Genomic DNA, 18,435 nt, shown 5'->3' with positions numbered 1-18,435 from the left:
ATCGGGGGCCTTCCCGCCGGTCGGGTGAGGGCTACCCTGCGGGGGTGACGGACAGTTCGCTTCCCCCCCGCCCCACCCCGCCCGCCGACGTCCCGCCCCCGGGGGAGCCGAGGCCGCGGCGGCGCGACCGGCACGGCCGGGGGATGCGGGGGCCGCTGGCGCCGCCGCAGGTGCCGCTGTCGGCGAGCCGGGCGGAACTGTTCGGGGACCTCGTACGGGATTCGGTGGAACGGCTGGAGCGGCGCTGGGCGCAGCTCGCCGAGGTGGAGTTCGTGGTCGCGGACGTGCCGGGGCCGCCCGGCGGCCCGGACGGCGGCTGGAACGACGAGGCGGTGCCGCTGGGCGCCCTGGTGGACGCCCGCGACGGGCTCCCGGCGCGGGTGGTGGTCTTCCGGCGGCCGGTGGAGATCCGGGCGAAGACGCGGGACGAACGGGCGCTGTTGGTGCACGAGATCGTGGTCGAGCAGGTGGCGGAGCTGCTGGGGCTGTCGCCGGAGACCGTGGACCCCCGGTACGGGCAGGACTGAGCCGTACCGGGAGCCGGGGCGGCCGTCAGCGGACCAGGATCGAGGGGTCCTGGACGGCCCGGGGGACGGAGACGGCCGACTGGTCGTCGCCGAAGGTCTGGACGGTGAACATCGGGATGCCCTCGTGCGGGAGGGTCAGGGTGCGGGCCGCGTGGACGGGGCCGCCGGAGAGGGTCTCCAGGGTGAGCGCGTAGGCGCCCTTGCCGCCCGCGGGGGCCGGCGGCGGGGTCACCGCGAGGGTGGTGCCCGCCTTGACGGTGACCTCCTTGACGGTGGGTTCGCCGCCCTCGGTGCCCGCCGAGGCGGAGACGCGGACCTTGGCGTCGGAGCCGGTGGCGGTCAGCGCGAGGACGGTGGCCTTGTCGTCGGTGCGGTTGTCGGCGACGGTGGCCCGCGCGCCGACCGGGGCGCTCGCCGGGATGAAGCCCAGTTCCTGCTTGGCGCCGGCGCCGCGGACCACCCGGAGGGCGGCGACCACGGGGACGGCCTTCTTCGGGTCGGCGGGGGTCAGCAGGACGGAGCCGGCCTCGCCGCGGGTGAGGTCCTTGAGGTCCACGCTCGCGGTCATGCCGGCCTTGAGGTGGACCTGGTCGTTGCCGGCGGGGCTGATGGAGCCGGTGGGGCCGGCGAGTTTCAGGCCGAGGTCGGCGTCGTCCTCGCCGGGGGCGAAGGCGACCAGCCGTACGGAGGTGGCGTCGGCGGGGATGCCGGGCAGGACGAGGGAGCCGGCGGGGCCCGTGGAGGCGGGCAGCCAGTCGGCGCCGACGCCGTCCTCGCCGATCTGGGCGGAGGCGCCGACCCGGCCCGAGCCGGCGGTCACGTGCGCGGTGACGTCGGTGAGCTGGGTGTCGGGGGCGAGGGAGGACAGCAGCACCCGGGTGGTGGAGCGGGGGTCGACCGCGATGACGGCGTCGGTGGTGCCCGGCTTCCCCTTGACCAGTCCGTCCGGCCCGTACAGCTTGACGGCGACCTCGGCGACGGTGTCGTCGGGGTTGGTGAGGTGGAGGTAGTCCTGGCGGCCCTTGGCGGTGCTGACGCCCGGGAACCAGAAGTCGGTGCCGGGTGCGGTGCAGGCCACGCCGAGCAGGCCGCGGGCCTGGCCGACGGCCACCTTGGTGGTCTGCTGGGCGGTCCAGCCGGGGGCGAGGGCCCCGTCGGCGGCGCCCGTGAGCGCGGGGGCCTCGGCGCCGGAGGCGGTGGCGCCGACGGGCTTGCCGGGCTGCTTGACGTCCAGGACCGCCTTGCCGTCCTTGGTCAGCAGCCGGGCCGTGCCCGTGCCGGAGCCCTTGCCGGGGGTGAGGGAGGTGTACGTGGTCTCGGCGATGTCGGAGGCGCTGGGCGAGGGGCACACCAGTACGGAGCGCTCCACCGGCATCCGGGCGGCGGCGGGGCGGGCGCCGCCGGCCGGGGTGGCGGCGGGGGCGGTGAGGAAGGCCAGGCCGCAGACCGCGGCGAGGGCCGCCGTCACGGCCGCGAGCGTCAGGGGGGCGCGCTGCTTCACTGCTGGGGGCTCCCGTCCGGACGCGGGTCGTGCTGTCCGTAGGCGTCGTACCGCTGGTCGTACTCGTACTCGTACTCGTACGGGTGGGGCTGCTGCTGGTGCTGCTGGTGCGGGAAGTGCGACTGCTGGGGGTCGTACGGCTGCTGCGGGTCCGGGTAGGGCGGCGGGGCGGCGGCCGGCTGGGGCTGCTGGGCGTACGGGTCCTGGTAGGCGTCCGGGTAGCCGTCCTGGTAGGGCTGCTGCTCGTGGACCTGGGGGGCGTAGGGCTCCTGGTAGGCGTAGGACTCCTCGCCGTACACCTGCTGCGCGGGGATCTGCGCGTACGGGTCGACGACGGCGCCGTCCGGTTCGGGCCCGGCGGCCGCGGGGGCGGCGAGGCGGCGGGCGCGGCGGCCCTGTCCGGCGCCGTCGGCGGCGGGTGCGGCGTCGGCGGCGGGGGCCTCCTCCGCCTCCTCCTCGGGCAGGTCGTCGTCGAGCCGGGCCCGGCGGCCGGGCAGAGCCATCACCAGCAGCACCAGCGCGAGGAGGCCCTGCGCCCAGTGCCAGGCGTCGCGGGGCAGGGAGTCGGCGTGGTCGAGGTCGAGGCGGCCGCCCTCCTTGGGGAGGGCGAAGCCCTGGGCCCAGCCGTCGACGGTCTTCGGGGTGAGCGGCTTGCCGTCGAGGGTGGCGTGCCAGCCCGGGTCGGCGCGGTCGGCGACGCGCAGGGTGCGGCCCTCCTCGCCGGCCGGGATCTTGGCGTGGGCCGCGACGGGTCCGGCGTCGACGGCGATGGGGGCCTGTCCGCGCTTGGCGGGGACGACGGTGACGCGGGCGGGCAGCCGCTGGACCTCCCAGACGGCGGTGCCGTCGTCCTGGTGGCGCTGGCGCAGGCCCGGGGTGGCGTCGAGGGTCCGGCGCATCGCGGCGGAGCCGCCGGGCGGGATCATCACGTAGCGGACGGCGAAGGCGCCGAGCTGTTCGGACTGGTCGGCGCCGGAGCCGGAGGCGAGGCTGGAGACGGCCTTGGCGAGGCGGGGCTCCGAGCCGGCCTCGGCGAGGAGTTCGGCGTCGCCGAGGCGGACGCCGGAGCCGCGGACCAGGGTGTAGGAGACGGTGGCGGGCGAGTCGCCGCCGAGGACCAGGGTGCGGGTGCGGTTGCTGTCGTCGGACTGGGCGGCGACGAACGCGGGGACCTGTACGGGGTCGCGCCGCCTGATCGGCCCATCGGCCCCGGCGGCCGCCCAGGTGGCGCCGAGGAGCAGCGGACCGCAGGCGGCGGCGAGGGCGACGAGGACGGCGAGCGGCTGGCGCCAGCCGAAGCTGCGGGCGGCGACGCGTTCGCGGGCGCCGTCCGCGCCGAGGACGGCGGCGGCGAGCAGGGCGAGCCCGTAGACGAGGGTGGCGGGGCCGGCCCAGCCGTCGTGGTTGAGGAGGACGGCCAGGAGCAGCGCGGTCAGGGCGGTGGCCCAGGCGGTGCGGACGGCGAACCGGCGGTCGGCGCGCAGCAGCGCGGCGAGGGCGGCGAGGACGGTGCCGGCGAGCAGCAGCGCGGCGGCGGTGCCGGGGCCGCCGGGATTGGCGCCGAGCAGGCCGAGGGGGGTGGCGGAGCCGCTGCCGTAAGGCAGTCCGGCCTCGCGCAGGAAGCGGGACGGGTGTGTGAGCAGGCCCAGGGACCAGGGCGCGAGGACGGTCATCGGGACGGCGAGGGAGGCCAGCAGCCGGGGGGCGTACGTCGTCCAGCGCGCGCGGCGCGCGAGGAGCGCGCCGGCTCCGAGGACGGCGGCGAGCGGCCATACGACGGGGGTGAAGGCGGTGGTCAGGGTCAGCAGGAGGGTGTACGTCCACACGGCGCGCCAGGATCCGGTGCTCCCGGGGGCCGCGAAGCCGAAGGCGGAGACGGCGCAGCGGGCCAGCAGCGGCAGGAACACGGCGAGGACGGCGGTGCCGAGGCGGCCTCCGGCGAGGGCGCCGGTGACGGCGGGCAGGAAGGCGTAGGCGACGGCGGCCCAGGCGCGCAGCAGCCGGGAGGTGACCAGGGGCCGGGAGGCGAAGTAGGCGGTGAGTCCGGCGAGCGGGACGGAGCAGACGAGGAGCAGGGTCAGGGCGGCCTGGGTGGAGCCGAGGAAGGGGAGGGCCAGGGCGGCGAGGACGGCGAGGTAGGGGGGTGCGCCGGCGGTGGTGCCGGTGCCGACGGGCTGCCAGTCGCCGGTGTAGCCGTGCCACAGGTCGAGGGCTCCGGCGGGGGCGGGCAGGAGGGCGCCGCCCATGAGGGAGCCGCCGCCGATGAGGGCGCGGCAGGCGACGAGGGAGACCAGCAGGAGGAGCGCGAAGAGGACGGGGGCGGGTCTGCGGGCAATCCGCTTGAGCCGGCCGGAGCCCGCGGTGTCCAGGTATTCGGCGTCCTCGCCGCCGGGTCCGGATTCGACGGCTCCGCCGTGGCGTCCGGCGGGGGCGGTGTCGGCGCCGCGGCCGGAGCCGAAGTACCCGGCGAGCTGTTCGGCGTTGGCGCGCAGGGTGGCGCCGGGCGGCGGGAAGAGGGGGCGCAGGTCGGCGGCGGGGACGGCGGGGCGGCGGCGGGCCCGGCGCGCGGCGAGGATCCGGCCGGGGCGCAGCAGGGTGGCGAGGAGGCCGGTGAACTCGTCGACGGCCTGGCCGGGGGCCTTGCCGATGAGGTAGCCGAGGGTGCGCAGGGCGGTGCCGAGGACGAGGCGGAGCAGGACGTAGGGCAGGGCCCGGCCGGAGGAGTTGGCGAGGACGGTGTAGACGGCGCCGGCCTTGTCGACGCGGTGGGGGTCGACGGCGGAGCGGCCGGCGCAGTCGACGGTGCGGCGTTCGCGGGCGGCGGCCTCGGCGTGGCGCAGGACGGCGTCGGGGGCGACGAGGACGGTGTGGCCGGCGCTGTGGGCGCGCCAGCAGAGGTCGACGTCGTCGCGCATGAGGGGCAGGCGGCGGTCGAAGCCGCCGAGGGCGTCGTAGACGTCGCGGCGTACGAGCATGCCGGCGGTGGAGACGGACAGGACGGTGCGGACCTGGTCGTGCTGTCCCTGATCCTGTTCGCGGCGGTCGAGGCCGGTCCAGCGGCGGCCGCCGCGGGCGATGGTGACGCCGGCTTCGAGGAGCTGCTTCCCGTCGTACCAGCCGCGCAGTTTGGGGCCGATGACGGCGGCGTCGGGGTTCTCGTCGGCGACGCGCAGCAGTTCGGCGAGGGCGTCGGGTTCGGGCGCGCTGTCGTCGTGGAGCAGCCAGAGCCACTGGACGGGTTCGCCGTACGGGAGTTCGGGGAGGTCGTAGGCGTCGTCGCGCCAGGTGCGGCTGACGGGGTCCCAGCCGCTGGGGCGCTTGAGGTACGGGAGTTCCTCGGGGGTCAGGACGCCGGCGGAGCGGACGGCTTCGTCGACGGCGGTGCCGAAGCCGGTGCGGCGGGCGAGGTGCAGGACCCGGTCGCCGCCGAAGGCCTCGGCGAGCAGGCGCGCGGAGTCGTCGGCGCTGCCGGTGTCGGCGGCGACGTGGCTCTGGGCGGGGCGTTCCTGGGCGAGGAGGCCGGCGAGGGTCTGGGGCAGCCAGCGGGCTCCGTCGTGGGCGACGAGGACCGCGGTGACGACGTGCCGGGGGAACTCGGGGGTCGCGGCGCTCTGGTGGGAGGCCGTCGAGTTGCTGTGCAGGGACATCGCGGTACGGGCCCTCCGGCCGGGGATCCGGGGGTGGTGTGCCCTCGGGGCTGCTGGACAGCGCCCCACCCTAACGGCTGGGAGGGGGCGGGTCCGCCTCCCGCCGGGAAGGCCTTGAACGCAGCCGTCCGCTTAGCCCGGCCCCGGCCTCGGCGCGGCGGCGGACGCGGCCGTGAACACGGACGGGAGCAGCGGCGGGGGGCAGGGGCGGGGGCATGGCCGCGAACGCGGACGGGAGCCGGGACGGGAGCCGCGGCGGGGGCCGGGGCGCGGCCGAACGCGACGGTCCGCCTCCTGCGGGGAAGGTGCGGGAGGCGGACCGTTTGCTCGGTGCGGGCCGTGCTGTGGGGTATGTGGTCGGCGGTCGGGTGGGTGTCCGGGCGGGTGCGCCGCGGCCGGTTCAGACCGCTGCCTTTTTCAGCCGGCGGCGCTCACGCTCGGACAGGCCGCCCCAGATGCCGAATCGCTCGTCGTTGACGAGGGCGTACTCCAGGCATTCGGAGCGGACTTCACAGGCCAGGCAGACCTTCTTGGCCTCGCGGGTGGAGCCGCCCTTCTCCGGAAAGAAGGACTCGGGGTCGGTCTGGGCGCACAGTGCGCGCTCCTGCCATCCGAGCTCCTCGTCCGCCTCCTCGACCAGCAGTTCCTGAAACAGCTCGGTCATGTGCGCCCCTCGCTCTGTCTGTGCGTCCCCGTGATGTTGCCGCTACCGGTCACCGGGTAACGACACGAGTGAAATTACAAGTGTGTGGCTCCGGCGCAGTCAAGCCGAGATCTGCTATTGGGCCCCTTATTCACTCTGCGGAACCAAGCGTATGCAGAAAGTGTTCATATCGCCAAAAATCGTGACACATGCCACCGGCCTACCACCGCACCCCTCCTGCCGCCTCCCCACCCCTTAGCCACGTATGACCCGTGAGCGGGGTTGCAATCCGGCCGAAGATGCGGTGCGGATCACATTCCGGTCACGAGTGGGCGCGGCTGGTTTGAGAGCGGTGAGGACGGGACCGAGCGGCACATCCCCTGGCATCGACTGCACAAACCTTTCTCCGCGCACGGCAACCGGATGAGGTGAAACTTTTCCCGCTATTCGGACATTGGGTTGACAGTCCGGCCCTCCCCCGCTCTCCTTGTACGCATGTCAGCGCCCGCAGCCGCCACCCGGACCCCCATTCGTGGGTTCCTGCGTGCTGCCCAGGTTCGCTGTTGCTGTTGCAGCTGTTGATGCTCCCGGAGCCCCGGCTCCCCCGAGCTCCGGCCACCACCCCCACGGCAACCGCCCCGCACGACTGACATCCGTCGAGGACACCCCACGATGAACAGCGCCCCCGCCACCCCCGCCGCTTCCGTCGACGCCCCCGCGGCCCCCGCCGCCGAGATCGAGAGCGACCTCCAGATCGCCGGCGACATCCTGGCCGTCCAGCACCTCCTCCAGCCCGCCCGCGAACACCCGGCCACCGTCGCCGAGTTCGCCGGCCTCGCGCGCTCGATCGCCGAGGACCGCGCGAGCTGGGAGCACCTCGTCCAGTACGACGCCACCACCCGCTGGTACCACCGCCTGCGCACCGGTCCCGGCTACGAGGTCTGGCTGCTCAGCTGGGTCCCCGGCCAGGGCAGCGGCCGCCACGGCCACGGCGCCTCCTCCGGCGTGCTGACCGTCCTGGCCGGCGAGCTCACCGAGCACAGCGCCCGCGGCCCCCTCGCCCTCGGCCCCGGCTCCCAGCGCGTCTTCGCCCCCGGCTACACCCACGAGGTCGTCAACGACACCCTCGACGGGGCCGTCAGCCTGCACGTGTACTTCCCCGGCCTGACCGAGATGCCCGTGCACAGCTGCTCCCCGGCCCGCGAGGAGCACGTACCGGCCTGACACACTGCGGAGCATGCGCATTGTTGTTCTGGCCGGCGGTATCGGCGGCGCCCGTTTCCTGCGCGGACTCATGTCCGCGGTCCCCGACGCGGACATCACGGTCATCGGCAACACCGGTGACGACATTCACCTGTTCGGGCTGAAGGTGTGCCCCGATCTGGACACGGTGATGTACACCCTCGGCGGTGGCATCAACGAGGACCAGGGCTGGGGCCGCACCGACGAGTCCTTCACCGTCAAGGAGGAGCTCGCGGCGTACGGCGTCGGACCCACCTGGTTCGGCCTCGGCGACCGCGACTTCGCCACCCACATCGTCCGTACCCAGATGCTCGGCGCGGGCTACCCGCTCAGCGCCGTCACCGAAGCCCTCTGCGACCGCTGGAAGCCCGGCGTCCGGCTGCTGCCCATGTCCGACGACCGCGTCGAGACCCACGTCGCGCTCACCGACCCCGAGTCCGGCGAGCGGCGCGTCGTCCACTTCCAGGAGTACTGGGTGCGGATGCGCGCGGCGGTGGACGCGGAGGCCGTCGTGCCCGTCGGCGCCGACCGGGCCAAGCCCGCGCCGGGTGTCCTGGAGGCCATCGCCGCCGCCGACGTCATCCTCTTCCCGCCCTCGAACCCCGTCGTGTCCGTCGGCACCATCCTCGCCGTCCCCGGCATCCGCGAGGCCGTCGCCGCCGCCGGGGCGCCCGTCGTCGGGCTCTCCCCCATCGTCGGCGGCGCGCCCGTGCGCGGCATGGCCGACAAGGTGCTGGCCGCCGTCGGCGTGGAGGCCAGCGCGGCCGCCGTCGCCCTGCACTACGGCACCGGGCTGCTCGACGGCTGGCTGGTGGACACCGCCGACGCGGACGCCGTCGCGCCCGTGGAGGCGGCCGGCATCACCTGCCGGGCGGTGCCGCTGATGATGACCGACCTGGCCGCCACCGCCGCGATGGCCCGGGCCGCGCTGGAGCTCGCCGAGGCGTCCCGGTGACGGTGCCCTCGTACGAGGTGCGCGCCCTCGCCGGGATCCCCGAGGTCCGGCCCGGCGACGACCTGGCGGCGCTGATCGCCGCCGCCTCGCCCGGTCTGCTCGACGGGGACGTGCTGCTGGTCACCTCGAAGGTCGTCTCCAAGGCGGAGGGGCGGATCGTCACCGCCTCCTCCCGCGAGGAGGCCATAGACGCCGAGACCGTACGGGTCGTGGCGCGGCGGGGCGCGCTGCGGATCGTGGAGGACCGGCGGGGGCTGGTGATGGCCGCCGCCGGGGTCGACGCCTCCAACACCGAGCCGGGCACGGTGCTGCTGCTGCCCGAGGACCCGGACGCCTCGGCGGCCCGGATCAGGGCGCGCCTGCGCGAGCTGCTGTCCGTGGACGTCGGGGTGCTCGTCACCGACACCTTCGGGCGGCCCTGGCGCAGCGGGCTGACGGACGTCGCGATCGGCGCGGCCGGGGTGCGGGTCCTGGACGACCTGCGCGGCGGCAGCGACGCGCACGGCAACCCGCTGAGCGCGACCGTGGTCGCCACCGCCGACGAGCTGGCCGCGGCCGGCGACCTCGTCAAGGGCAAGGCGGCGGGGCTGCCGGTGGCGGTCGTGCGCGGGCTGGCCCATGTACGCGGTGAAGGGTCCTCGGCGCGGGACCTGGTGCGCGCGGCGGCCGACGACATGTTCCGTCTCGGCACCTCGGAGGCCGTACGGGAGGCCGTCACGCAGCGGCGTACCGTACGGGCCTTCACCGCGGAGCCGGTCGATCCGGGCGCGGTACGAAGGGCCGTGGCGGCGGCGGTGACGGCCCCGGCGCCGCACCACACGACGCCGTGGCGGTTCGTGCTGGTGGAGTCGGCGGCGGCGCGGGTGAAGCTGCTGGACGCGATGCGGGACGCGTGGGTCGCGGACCTGCGGGCGGACGGCAGGACGGAGGAGTCCATCGCGAAGCGGGTGCGGCGCGGGGACGTGCTGCGGCAGGCGCCGTACCTGGTGGTGCCGTGCATGGTGACGGACGGCGCGCACGACTACGGGCACGCGCGGCGGGACGCGGCCGAGCGGGAGATGTTCGTCGTCGCGATGGGCGCGGGCGTGCAGAACTTCCTGGTCGCGCTGGCCGGGGAGCGGCTGGGCTCGGCATGGGTGTCCTCGACGATGTTCTGCCGGGACGTGGTGCGCGAGGTGCTGGCGCTGCCGGAGCACTGGGACCCGATGGGCGCGGTGGCGGTGGGGCATGCGGCGGAGCCGCCGCGGGAGCGGCCGGCGCGGGCGGCGGAGGAGTTCGTCGAGGTCCGGTAGGCCGCCGCCGCCTGGCTTCAGAGGCGGGCGATGTCGCTGCGGTACATGCGCGGGGCGCGGCGGGGCGGGGTGCGGCCAGCCAGGAGGATCAGGCGGGCGGCGCGGTGGCGCTGGCCCGCGTACGGGGCGAGCAGCTCCAGCATCCGGTCGTCGTCGGCGTCCCGCTCGCCGGTGAGGGCGTAGCCGACGATGCCCGGGAGGTGGAGGTCGCCGGTGGTGACGGCGTCGGGGGCGCCGTTGCTGCGCTGGAGGGTCTCGGCGGAGGTCCACGGGCCGATGCCGGGAACGGCCTCCAGGCGGGCGGCGGCCCGCGGCAGGTCCATGGCCGCGGCTTCCTCCAGCCGGGCGGCGACGCGGGCGGCGCGGACGATGGTCGAGGACCGCTTCATGTCCACGCCGGCCTGGTGCCAGCCCCAGGAGGGGATCATCGCCCAGGCGTGGGCGTCGGGCATGACGTACATGTCCTGCGGGCCGGGGGCGGGCTCCCCGTAGCGGCGCACGAGGCGGCGCCAGGAGCGGTAGGCCTCGTCGGCGGTGACCTTCTGCTCCAGGACGACCGGGATCAGCGATTCGAGGACCAGGCCGGTGCGGGTCAGGCGCAGGCCGGGGCGGCTGCGGTGGCTGGCGTGCAGGAGGCGGTGGCGGGGGACGAAGGCGGCGGGGTCGTCGTCGGCGCCGAGCAGGGCGGGCAGTCCGGCCAGTACCCAGTCGGCGCCGGGTCCCCAGGCCCGCGCGTCGACCGCCCCGTCGGGGGCGGTGGCCACCCGCAGGGTGGCGGGTCCGTCGGGGGTCCGGGTGGCCCGCCAGAGCGCTCCGTCGGGGGCCACCCGGAAGGTGGGGTCGCCGGGTCCGCGCCGCAGCGGCCCGAGGACGAGCCCCAGGTCGACGGGCCCGCCGGGAACCCAGCGCCGATGGCGCGCGGCGGGCGTGGCGGAGCCCCCGCCCGCGGGCGGGGGCACCTGGGTGCGGCCGCCGCGGACGGCGGCGCGGGTGAGGGGGTCGAAGCGGCCGGCCATGCTTCGAGCCTAGCCCGCCGCCCCGCCCCGGCGGACCGCCGCGGAGGAGCGCCCCGGCGGGCCGCTGCGGGGAGGCCCCCCGCCCGGCGGGGGTCAGCGGCCCTGGAGCCGCGCCGAGGTGGTGCGGGCCGGGGGGAGCTGGTTGTAGAGGAGGCGGCCCGGGCATTCCGTGGCGAAGCCGTCGCGGTGGCCCGAGATGACGTTCAGCCTGACGTGGGTGCCCTTCTTGTACAGGTTGCCGCCGCCCGACGTCAGGGTGGTCTTGCCCCTCGGGTTGGCGCCGAAGAGGCCGAGCTTCCAGGCCGTGAGGCGGGCCACCGCGTCGACGGCCGCCTTCGGCGGGGCCGCGGAGCCGAAGGATCCGATCACCGCGATGCCCATGCTGTCGGAGTTGAAGCCCATGGTGTGGGCGCCGAGCACCGGCTTGGCGACGCCGCCCGCGCGGCCCTCGTAGACCGTTCCGCAGCGGTCGACGGCGAAGTTGTAGCCGATGTCCCGCCACCCCTGGCTGACGACGTGGTAGCGGTAGAGGCTGCGCAGCACCGCCGGGGCGTCCTTGCAGGCGTACTTGTTGCCGGAGGCGGTGTGGTGGACGAAGGCCGCCTTGACGGTGTGCGTGTAGACGAAGCCCTTCTCGCGCAGGCCCTCGTTCGCGCCCCAGCCCCGCCGGGTGACGATGCGCGGGCGCGGGCCGATGTACGGGCGGGCGGCCTCGGCGATGGTGCCCTCGGCGGCCAGGACCGCGTCGGCGGTGGAGTCGGCCTTGTCGAGCTCGCCGATCTCCAGGGCGCCGAGCGAGGCGAGCGGCACGTTGGCCTCGGAGGCCTCGGCCGCCTCCATCCCCAGGTCGGGCAGGGCCACCGCCTTTTCGTCGCCCTTGTCGTCGGCGTCCGGGATGTCGGCGGCGTTCTTGCCGTCGACGACGGTGACGGGCTCGGCCGCGCCCGGGTCGACGAGTTCGATCCGCAGGCCCGACGGCAGCCGGGCCGGGGCGCGGGTGTCCGGGCTGCCGGTCTCGGCCTGGACCCGGACCTCGACGCCGTCGGAGGCGCCGACCCACAGCGGGGCGGTGCTGCCGCGGACGCGGCCGCTGCCGCGTTCCACCGCGTCGGGGTCGGCGGCGTGTTCGCTGTTGTGGGTCTCGACGTCCTGCCAGTCGGACCAGTTCCCGGTGCCGAGTGCGCGGGTGCGGACCTGGACGCGGCCCAGCAGCTGGGTGGCGGCGTCGTCCCATACGACGCCGACCAGCGAGAAGGTCCGCACGTCGCGGGCGGCGAGGCCGCGGGTCTCGGGGCCGCCGGGCGCGGTGCTCATGCCGGGGACGCCGGGGATCCGTCCGCCGGAGGAACCGAGGGGGGTGAGGGGGAGGGACTGGGTGGACCCCGCGGGGGTCACGGGGGCAGCCACGCCCACGGACGGGGTGGCCAGGGCCGGGGTGGGGAGCGCGAGCGGCAGGGCCAGTGCGGCCGCGGTCGCGACGCCGATGGAGGAAGCAAGGAATCCACGCATGGAAGCGATGCTGGGCACTGTCCCGGCCGCCCGCCATCGGAGAACTGACGATCCGTCCGGCAGCGGCGGGCGGGCGCCTCCCTCGTACGGGCGAGCCGGCGCCCCCCGTACGGCGGAGGCGCCCGCGTACGCTGGGGCGGGTGAACGCCACTGACCGCACCCCTGCCGACCTGCTGCGATCCGCGCTCGCCGCCGATCCGGGCCGCCCCCTCGTCACCTTCTACGACGACGCCACGGGCGAGCGGGTCGAATTGTCCGTCGCCACCTTCGCCAATTGGGTGGCCAAGACCGCCAATCTGCTCCAGGGCGACCTGGGCGCCGGGCCGGGCGACCGGCTCGCGCTGCTGCTGCCCGCGCACTGGCAGAGCGCCGTGTGGCTGCTCGCCTGCGCCTCCGTCGGCGTCGTCGCCGAGGTGGGCGGCGACCCGGCCGGGGCGGACCTGGTCGTGAGCGGGCCCGACACCCTGGAGGAGGCCCGCGCCTGCTCCGGCGAGCGGGTGGCCCTCGCGCTGCGGCCGCTGGGCGGACGGTTCCCGCAGCCGCCGGCCGGGTTCGCGGACTACGCCGTGGAGGTGCCGGGGCAGGGTGACCGCTTCGCCCCCTTCGTCCCGGTCGACGCCGACGGCCCGGGGCTGGTGGTCGGCGGCGAGGAGCTCTCGTACGCGGACGTGGTCGACCGGGCCCGCCGGGACGCGGCGGAGCGGGGGCTCGGCGAGGGCGCCCGGGTGCTGTCCGGTCGGGGCTACGACACCTGGGAGGGACTGTCGGCGGGCCTGTACGGGGCGCTGGCCGCCGGAGGCTCCGTGGTGCTGTGCCGCCACCTGGACCGGCTCGCGCCGCACGCGCTGGAGCAGCGCGTCGAGAGCGAGCGCGTCACCCACACCGTCTAACGGCGAAACCGCGCGATCTGTCACCCGGACGGCCCTTGACGGGGCCCCGCCCAAAGGCCGTCCCCGGCCCCCGGGGGCAGGATCGGCCCGAGGCCGTGCTCACCGTACGGCCGGGGGCCGGTACGGCGAGGGGACGGAGCGCCAGTGAGGGACAGCGCGGGCATACCGGGCGGCGACCGCCGCCCGGCCGCGGGCGGTACGCCGCCCACGGCCGGGCGCCGGCGCCGTCTGCTGCGCTGGTCGGGAGCCGGGGCCGCCGCGCTGGCCCTGGCCGGGGCGGGCGCGGGCTGGTGGCTTTACGCGAAGCTCGACGGGAACATCACGTCGGACACCTCCGCCGAGGCCGAGCTGCGCCGCTACGAGCGCGAGCGCCCGGCGCACCTCGCGGAGGGCGCCCAGAACGTCCTGCTCATCGGCTCGGACTCGCGGGCCGGCCGGGAGAACGCGCGCTACGGGCAGGACAAGGGCACGCAGCGCTCCGACACGACGATCCTGCTGCACCTGCCGGCGGACCGGAAGAGCGCGACGGCCGTGTCGATCCCCCGGGACCTGCTGACGCGGATCCCGAGCTGCCTCAGCGCGGACGGTACGCGCACCCCGGAGCGGTTCGCCCAGTTCAACTGGGCCTACGAGTGGGGCGGGGCCGCCTGCACGATCCGTACGACCGAGAAGCTCACCGGGATCCGGATCGACCACCACATGGTGCTGGACTTCGGCGGCTTCAAGAAGATGGTCGACGCGGTCGGCGGGGTGGAGGTGTGCCTCAGCCGGCCGGTGAACGACCCGGAGGCCGCGGTGAGACTGCCGGCGGGGCGCCAGCTGCTGCGCGGGGAGCAGGCGCTCGGTTTCGTCCGGGCCCGGCACAGCCTGGGCGACGGCAGCGACACCGAACGCATGGAGCGCCAGCAGCAGTTCCTGGGCGCACTGGTCACGAAGGTGCAGAGCAACGGTGTCCTGCTGAACCCGGGGCGGCTCTACCCGCTGCTGGACGCGGCCACCTCGGCGGTGACCACGGACCCCGGGCTGGCCTCGCTGCGCGGACTGTACGAACTCGTCCGGGGCGTTCGGGACATACCGTCCGACCAGGTCAGGTTCCTGACCGTGCCGCGGCGGCCGTACCCCGCGGACCCGAACCGGGACGAGCTGGTGGAGCCCGACGCGAGCAGCCTCTTCGAGCGGCTGCGGCGGGACCGGCCGGTGACGGTCACCCCGCCGACGGCCACACCGACGCCCGCCGCGTCGGGGACGGGTGCCGGAACAGGCGCCGGGACGGCCACGGGCGGCCGTGGGGAGGGCTCCGCCGAGGATGTCCGAAAGTCTGTGCGGCCAAAAAACGGAACCACCTCCACCCCCACACCCGTCCCCACCTTCACAGGAACCACGGCCGACACGGCCGAGTGCCGGTAAAGCAATCCAAAAGCCCGTGTTCCCACCGCGTGGGATGGGCGCTTTGCCCCTTATCGGGGGAGTGGATTTTGTCACCGGCATGGTTCGCGGCTGACCTGGCCGGATAAGGTGAGCGATCCGGTGCACAGGAAGCCAAGAGACCATGCACCAGCAGCCGGATCGTTGACCGCGCGCCTGGGGGGAGGCGCGTCGTGAGGCACCGACGGAGGATTCGAGCAACCGTGGATGCGCAAAGCCGTGGGCGGGCGGACGAGATCGACCCCGCAGACCAGTGGGTGCTCAATCCCCGCACTGGCAACTACGAACTGCGACTGGGTCATTCCCCTGCGCAGCAGCCCTCCGTCACCACCCCCCGCAGAACCCGCAGATCCGCCGCGGCTCCCCCGGCGCCGGCGGTCCCCGCGGTCCCGAAGCCGCGCCGCGGCGACGGCCCGCCCGGCGGTCGGCGCTCCGGCCGCCCCCGCGGGCCCGGCGGCAGCGGCGGCGGTGGCGGCGGGATGTCGGCGCGGCGCCGCAAGAGGCTGGCCATCACCGGCGGCGCGCTGGCGTTCCTGCTGGTCGGCGGCGGGCTGGGCTCGTACCTCTACTACCAGCACCTCAACGGCAACCTGAACGTCATCGACACCGGTGGCGCGGGCGGCGGCTTCAAGAAGGACCAGCCGATCAACATCCTGGTCATCGGCACCGACAAGCGCAGCGGCGAGGGCAACCAGGGGTACGGGGACGCCGACAGCGTCGGCCACGCCGACACCACGATCCTCTTCCACGTCTCGAAGGACCGCAGCAACGCCACCGCGCTGTCCATCCCGCGCGACCTGATCACCGACATCCCGGTCTGCCCGACGAAGTCGAACGGCTCGGTGAAGCAGATCCCCGCCTCCAACGGCAGCCGCTTCAACAACAGCCTGGGCCAGGAGGGCCGCGACCCGGGCTGCACGATGCGCACGGTCAAGCAGCTCACCGGGCTCGACGTCGACAACTTCATGATGGTCGACTTCAACGCGGTCAAGGCGCTGAGCACGGCGGTCGGCGGCGTGCCCGTCTGTGTGGCGAAGGACGTCAACGACCGTGACTCCAAGCTGAACCTCAAGGCCGGCGAGCACCGGCTCCAGGGCGAGCAGGCGCTGGCCTTCGTACGGACCCGGCACGCCTTCGGCAACGAGAGCGACCTCGACCGGATCAAGACGCAGCAGCAGTTCCTCAGTTCGATGATGCGCGAGATGAAGTCCAAGGAGACGCTGACCAGCCCGAAGAAGTTCTTCTCGCTCGCGGAGGCGGCCACCCAGTCGCTCACCGTCGACCAGGGTCTCGGGTCCATCGGCAAACTCACCGATCTCGCCGGTGAGCTGAAGGACATCAACCTCAAGAACGTCACCTTCACCACGCTCCCGGTGCTCGACAACCCGAACGAGCCGTCCAACCGCAAGGCGACCGTCGTCCTCAACACCGCGCAGGCCACCCCGCTGCTGGACATGATCCGGGGGGACGTGTCGCTCACCGAGGTCGAGAAGAAGGAGCACGCGGCGAAGGAGGCGGCCGGCGCCAAGCAGGACGCGCTGCTCCAGGGCAACCGCGCGCCCGCCGGGGACGTCCGGGTGGACGTGTACAACGGCGGGGGGCCGCCGGGATCGGCCTCCACCACGCTGACCTGGCTGCAGAACGCCAAGGGCGTGTACAAGGCGAGCAACCACGGCAACGCCTCCGCGCGGCTCACCGCCACGCAGCTGGAATTCGCGCCCAACCAGGCCGACATGGCCCGGGCCCTGGCGGACATGATGGGGCTGTCCGCCCCGGCCCTGAAGATGGGCACCGTGGACGCGGGGCCGAAGACCCCGATGAAGCTGACCCTGGGCTCCGACTTCAAGGAGCCCGGAGCACCCCTCGGTGCGCCCGAGGCCCCGCAGCAGGCCCCGGACGGCCTCCAGCGGGTCGAGGCGGACAAGGCGGTCTGCGCCAAGTGACGGGGCCGCGGTGATGTGACCGCTCACCCACCGGCCGCCACGGGGCGGGCGGTCGCCGGCAGGCCCGGCACGACTTCGACCATGAGTGAATTCCTAGGGGGGTACGCGTGAGGCAGAGCAGCGTGCGGGGGGAGGGGGCGCCCGACCAGGCCGCCGGTGGCATATCCGGCGGGGCGGCGGGCGCTTCCGGCGCGGTGCCGCCACCGCGGGCGGGTGCGGGCGGCGGCGGTGGCAGACCCGTACGGCGACGCCGCCGGCGGGTGCTGTTCTGGGTGGCCTCCGTACTGGCGTTCCTGATCCTGGGAACCTCCGCGGCCGGGTACCTCTACTACCGTCACCTCGACGGGAACATCCGCAGCGGACAGCGCCTCAGCGGCGAGAGCGGCGTGGAGAAGACCCACGCCAACGCCAAGGGCCAGAGCCCGCTGAACATCCTGCTGATCGGCTCGGACAGCCGCAACAAGCCGGAGAACGTGGAGCTCGGCGGCAGCCGCGACACGGTCGGCAACCCCCCGCTGGGGGACGTCCAGATGCTGCTCCACGTGTCGGCCGACCGGGAGAACGCCTCCGTGGTGAGCATCCCGCGCGACACCAAGGTGGACGTGCCGGAGTGCACGGACCCGAAGACCGGGGAGAAGTTCAAGAAGGCCCGGCTCATGATCAACGAGTCCCTCGCCCGCGGCGGCCCCGGCTGCACCCTGGCCACCTGGGAGAAGCTGACCAACATCTACATCGACCACTGGATGATGATCGACTTCTCCGGTGTGGTGCAGATGGCGGACGCGATAGGCGGCGTGCCGGTCTGCGTCAAGGAGAACGTCTGGGACCGTCCGCTGGCCACCTCCGACGGCGGCTCCGGCCTCAAGCTGACGGCCGGCACCACCAAGGTCAAGGGCGAGCAGGCGCTCCAGTGGCTGCGCACCCGGCACGCGTTCAGCAGCGACCTGGGCCGGGCGCAGGCCCAGCACATGTACATGAACTCGATGATGCGCGAGCTGAAGGGCCAGAACGCCTTCACCGACGTCGGCCGGATCACGGCGCTCGCCGAGGCGGGCACCAAGGCGCTGGAGGTCTCCGAGGAGATCGGTTCGGTGAAGAAGCTCTTCAACCTGGCCATGCAGCTCAAGGACATACCGACCAACCGCATCACCATGACGACGATGCCGACGCTGCAGGACCCGCAGGACGAGGACCGGCTGATCGTCAACCCCGGTGACGCGGACCGGCTGTGGACGATGGTCCGCCAGGATGTCGCCTTCGACAAGAACGGCGCCCCGACGGCCCCGCAGAGCCCCTCCCCCTCGGCTCCGGCCTCGGCTCCGGCCTCGGCGCCCGCCTCTCCCCCGGCCCCCGGCGCCTCGGCGCCCGGTACCGCGCCGGGCCAGGGGCCCTCGAAGGCTCCGGTCACCACCCCCGACAAGATCGCCGTCCAGGTGGTCAACGGCACGGCGGCCGATATGCCGCTGGCGCCCCGGCGGGCCGCGGAAGTGACGCAGGCGCTGGTCTCCAAGGGCTTCACCGGGGCCCGCGCGGACAGCGCGCTCACCCCGGAGAAGACCACCGTCGTGCGCTACCCGACGCCCGACCTGGAGGACGAGGCGCGGAAGGTGGCGGAGGCCCTCGGGGTCCCCGGGACCGCGGTGCGGCAGTCCGCCGACGTCGCGCGGATCACCCTGGTGGTGGGCGCCGACTGGCGTCAGGGCACCGCCTATCCGCAGCAGGCGCCGCCGGAGGCCGGTGCGCTGCCGGACACCGCCGACGCCATCAACGGCTCGGACAGCGGGGCCTGCATGGACGTATACAAGCCCTACCGCTGGTAGCCGCGGGGCGCGGGAACGCGGAAGG

The 18,435-nt window shown here is 74.7% G+C and carries 13 protein-coding genes; 8 read left to right on the top strand and 5 right to left on the bottom strand.

What is annotated here, in order from left to right; all coding sequences use genetic code 11:
• Positions 1-44: 44 nt before the first annotated feature.
• Positions 45-527: a metallopeptidase family protein gene (locus tag ACZ6ZT_RS18115; protein WP_469720148.1), complete on the top strand. Its 483-nt coding sequence runs from the start codon at positions 45-47 to the stop codon at positions 525-527.
• A gap of 25 nt (positions 528-552) precedes the next feature.
• Here the strand turns inward: ACZ6ZT_RS18115 and ACZ6ZT_RS18110 are convergent, their stop codons facing one another.
• The 3 genes from ACZ6ZT_RS18110 to ACZ6ZT_RS18100 form a co-directional block, all read right to left on the bottom strand.
• Positions 553-2,028, bottom strand: coding sequence for a DUF5719 family protein (locus ACZ6ZT_RS18110; RefSeq protein WP_469720147.1), 1,476 nt, complete (start codon positions 2,026-2,028; stop codon positions 553-555).
• Positions 2,025-5,675: a glycosyltransferase family 2 protein gene (locus ACZ6ZT_RS18105; protein ID WP_469720146.1), complete on the bottom strand. Its 3,651-nt coding sequence runs from the start codon at positions 5,673-5,675 to the stop codon at positions 2,025-2,027. Before ACZ6ZT_RS18105 ends, ACZ6ZT_RS18110 begins: the two co-directional genes overlap by 4 nt.
• A 400-nt stretch (positions 5,676-6,075) precedes the next feature.
• Entirely contained in the window at positions 6,076-6,339 is a 264-nt protein-coding gene (locus ACZ6ZT_RS18100; RefSeq protein WP_469720145.1) for a WhiB family transcriptional regulator, read from the bottom strand.
• A 651-nt stretch (positions 6,340-6,990) separates the two neighbouring features.
• Here ACZ6ZT_RS18100 and ACZ6ZT_RS18095 point away from each other — a divergent pair.
• From ACZ6ZT_RS18095 to ACZ6ZT_RS18085, 3 genes are read left to right on the top strand one after another with little or no spacing between them, the layout of a single operon-like run.
• The gene (locus tag ACZ6ZT_RS18095) at positions 6,991-7,542 is read left to right on the top strand and encodes a cysteine dioxygenase (RefSeq protein WP_469720144.1); all 552 of its coding nucleotides are present in this window, start codon (positions 6,991-6,993) and stop codon (positions 7,540-7,542) included.
• Between the two features lie 13 nt (positions 7,543-7,555).
• Positions 7,556-8,515 (top strand): 2-phospho-L-lactate transferase, encoded by a 960-nt coding sequence (cofD, locus tag ACZ6ZT_RS18090; RefSeq protein ID WP_469720143.1) that lies wholly within the window; start codon positions 7,556-7,558, stop codon positions 8,513-8,515.
• Positions 8,512-9,807 carry a coenzyme F420-0:L-glutamate ligase gene (locus tag ACZ6ZT_RS18085; RefSeq protein ID WP_469720142.1) on the top strand — a complete coding sequence of 432 codons (1,296 nt, stop codon included), beginning with the start codon at positions 8,512-8,514 and terminating at the stop codon, positions 9,805-9,807. Before cofD ends, ACZ6ZT_RS18085 begins: the two co-directional genes overlap by 4 nt.
• Before the next feature lie 17 nt (positions 9,808-9,824).
• On the opposite strand, the gene ACZ6ZT_RS18080 is transcribed toward ACZ6ZT_RS18085, so the two are convergent.
• Both ACZ6ZT_RS18080 and ACZ6ZT_RS18075 read right to left on the bottom strand, forming a co-directional pair.
• Positions 9,825-10,823: a DNA-3-methyladenine glycosylase family protein gene (locus tag ACZ6ZT_RS18080; RefSeq protein ID WP_469720141.1), complete on the bottom strand. Its 999-nt coding sequence runs from the start codon at positions 10,821-10,823 to the stop codon at positions 9,825-9,827.
• 93 nt (positions 10,824-10,916) lie between these two features.
• A complete protein-coding gene (locus ACZ6ZT_RS18075; RefSeq protein WP_469720140.1) occupies positions 10,917-12,332 on the bottom strand; it encodes a peptidoglycan recognition protein family protein in 1,416 nt (471 codons plus the stop codon).
• Between the two features lie 140 nt (positions 12,333-12,472).
• Between ACZ6ZT_RS18075 and ACZ6ZT_RS18070 the strand changes: the two genes are divergently transcribed.
• From ACZ6ZT_RS18070 to ACZ6ZT_RS18055, 4 genes are all read left to right on the top strand, one after another.
• Positions 12,473-13,222, top strand: a complete 750-nt coding sequence (locus tag ACZ6ZT_RS18070; protein WP_469720139.1) for a TIGR03089 family protein — start codon at positions 12,473-12,475, stop codon at positions 13,220-13,222.
• 144 nt (positions 13,223-13,366) lie between these two features.
• Positions 13,367-14,629, top strand: a complete 1,263-nt coding sequence (locus tag ACZ6ZT_RS18065) for an LCP family protein (RefSeq protein WP_469720138.1) — start codon at positions 13,367-13,369, stop codon at positions 14,627-14,629.
• A 221-nt stretch (positions 14,630-14,850) separates the two neighbouring features.
• Positions 14,851-16,590, top strand: coding sequence for an LCP family protein (locus ACZ6ZT_RS18060; protein ID WP_469720137.1), 1,740 nt, complete (start codon positions 14,851-14,853; stop codon positions 16,588-16,590).
• A 107-nt stretch (positions 16,591-16,697) separates the two neighbouring features.
• Positions 16,698-18,410, top strand: coding sequence for an LCP family protein (locus tag ACZ6ZT_RS18055; RefSeq protein ID WP_469720136.1), 1,713 nt, complete (start codon positions 16,698-16,700; stop codon positions 18,408-18,410).
• Positions 18,411-18,435 lie beyond the last annotated feature (25 nt).

The sequence above is a fragment of the Streptomyces sp. NPDC102258 genome (assembly GCF_055584685.1).
This window is presented reverse-complemented; position numbering and strand designations above follow the sequence as displayed.

Bases quoted from the DNA above. Each gene is read 5' to 3' on its own strand.
- ACZ6ZT_RS18105 (WP_469720146.1), bottom strand. From the start codon at position 5,675: ATGTCCCTGCACAGCAACTCGACGGCCTCCCACCAGAGCGCCGCGACC.
- ACZ6ZT_RS18100 (WP_469720145.1), bottom strand. From the start codon at position 6,339: ATGACCGAGCTGTTTCAGGAACTGCTGGTCGAGGAGGCGGACGAGGAG.
- ACZ6ZT_RS18095 (WP_469720144.1), top strand. From the start codon at position 6,991: ATGAACAGCGCCCCCGCCACCCCCGCCGCTTCCGTCGACGCCCCCGCG.
- cofD (WP_469720143.1), top strand. From the start codon at position 7,556: ATGCGCATTGTTGTTCTGGCCGGCGGTATCGGCGGCGCCCGTTTCCTG.
- ACZ6ZT_RS18080 (WP_469720141.1), bottom strand. From the start codon at position 10,823: ATGGCCGGCCGCTTCGACCCCCTCACCCGCGCCGCCGTCCGCGGCGGC.
- ACZ6ZT_RS18075 (WP_469720140.1), bottom strand. From the start codon at position 12,332: ATGCGTGGATTCCTTGCTTCCTCCATCGGCGTCGCGACCGCGGCCGCA.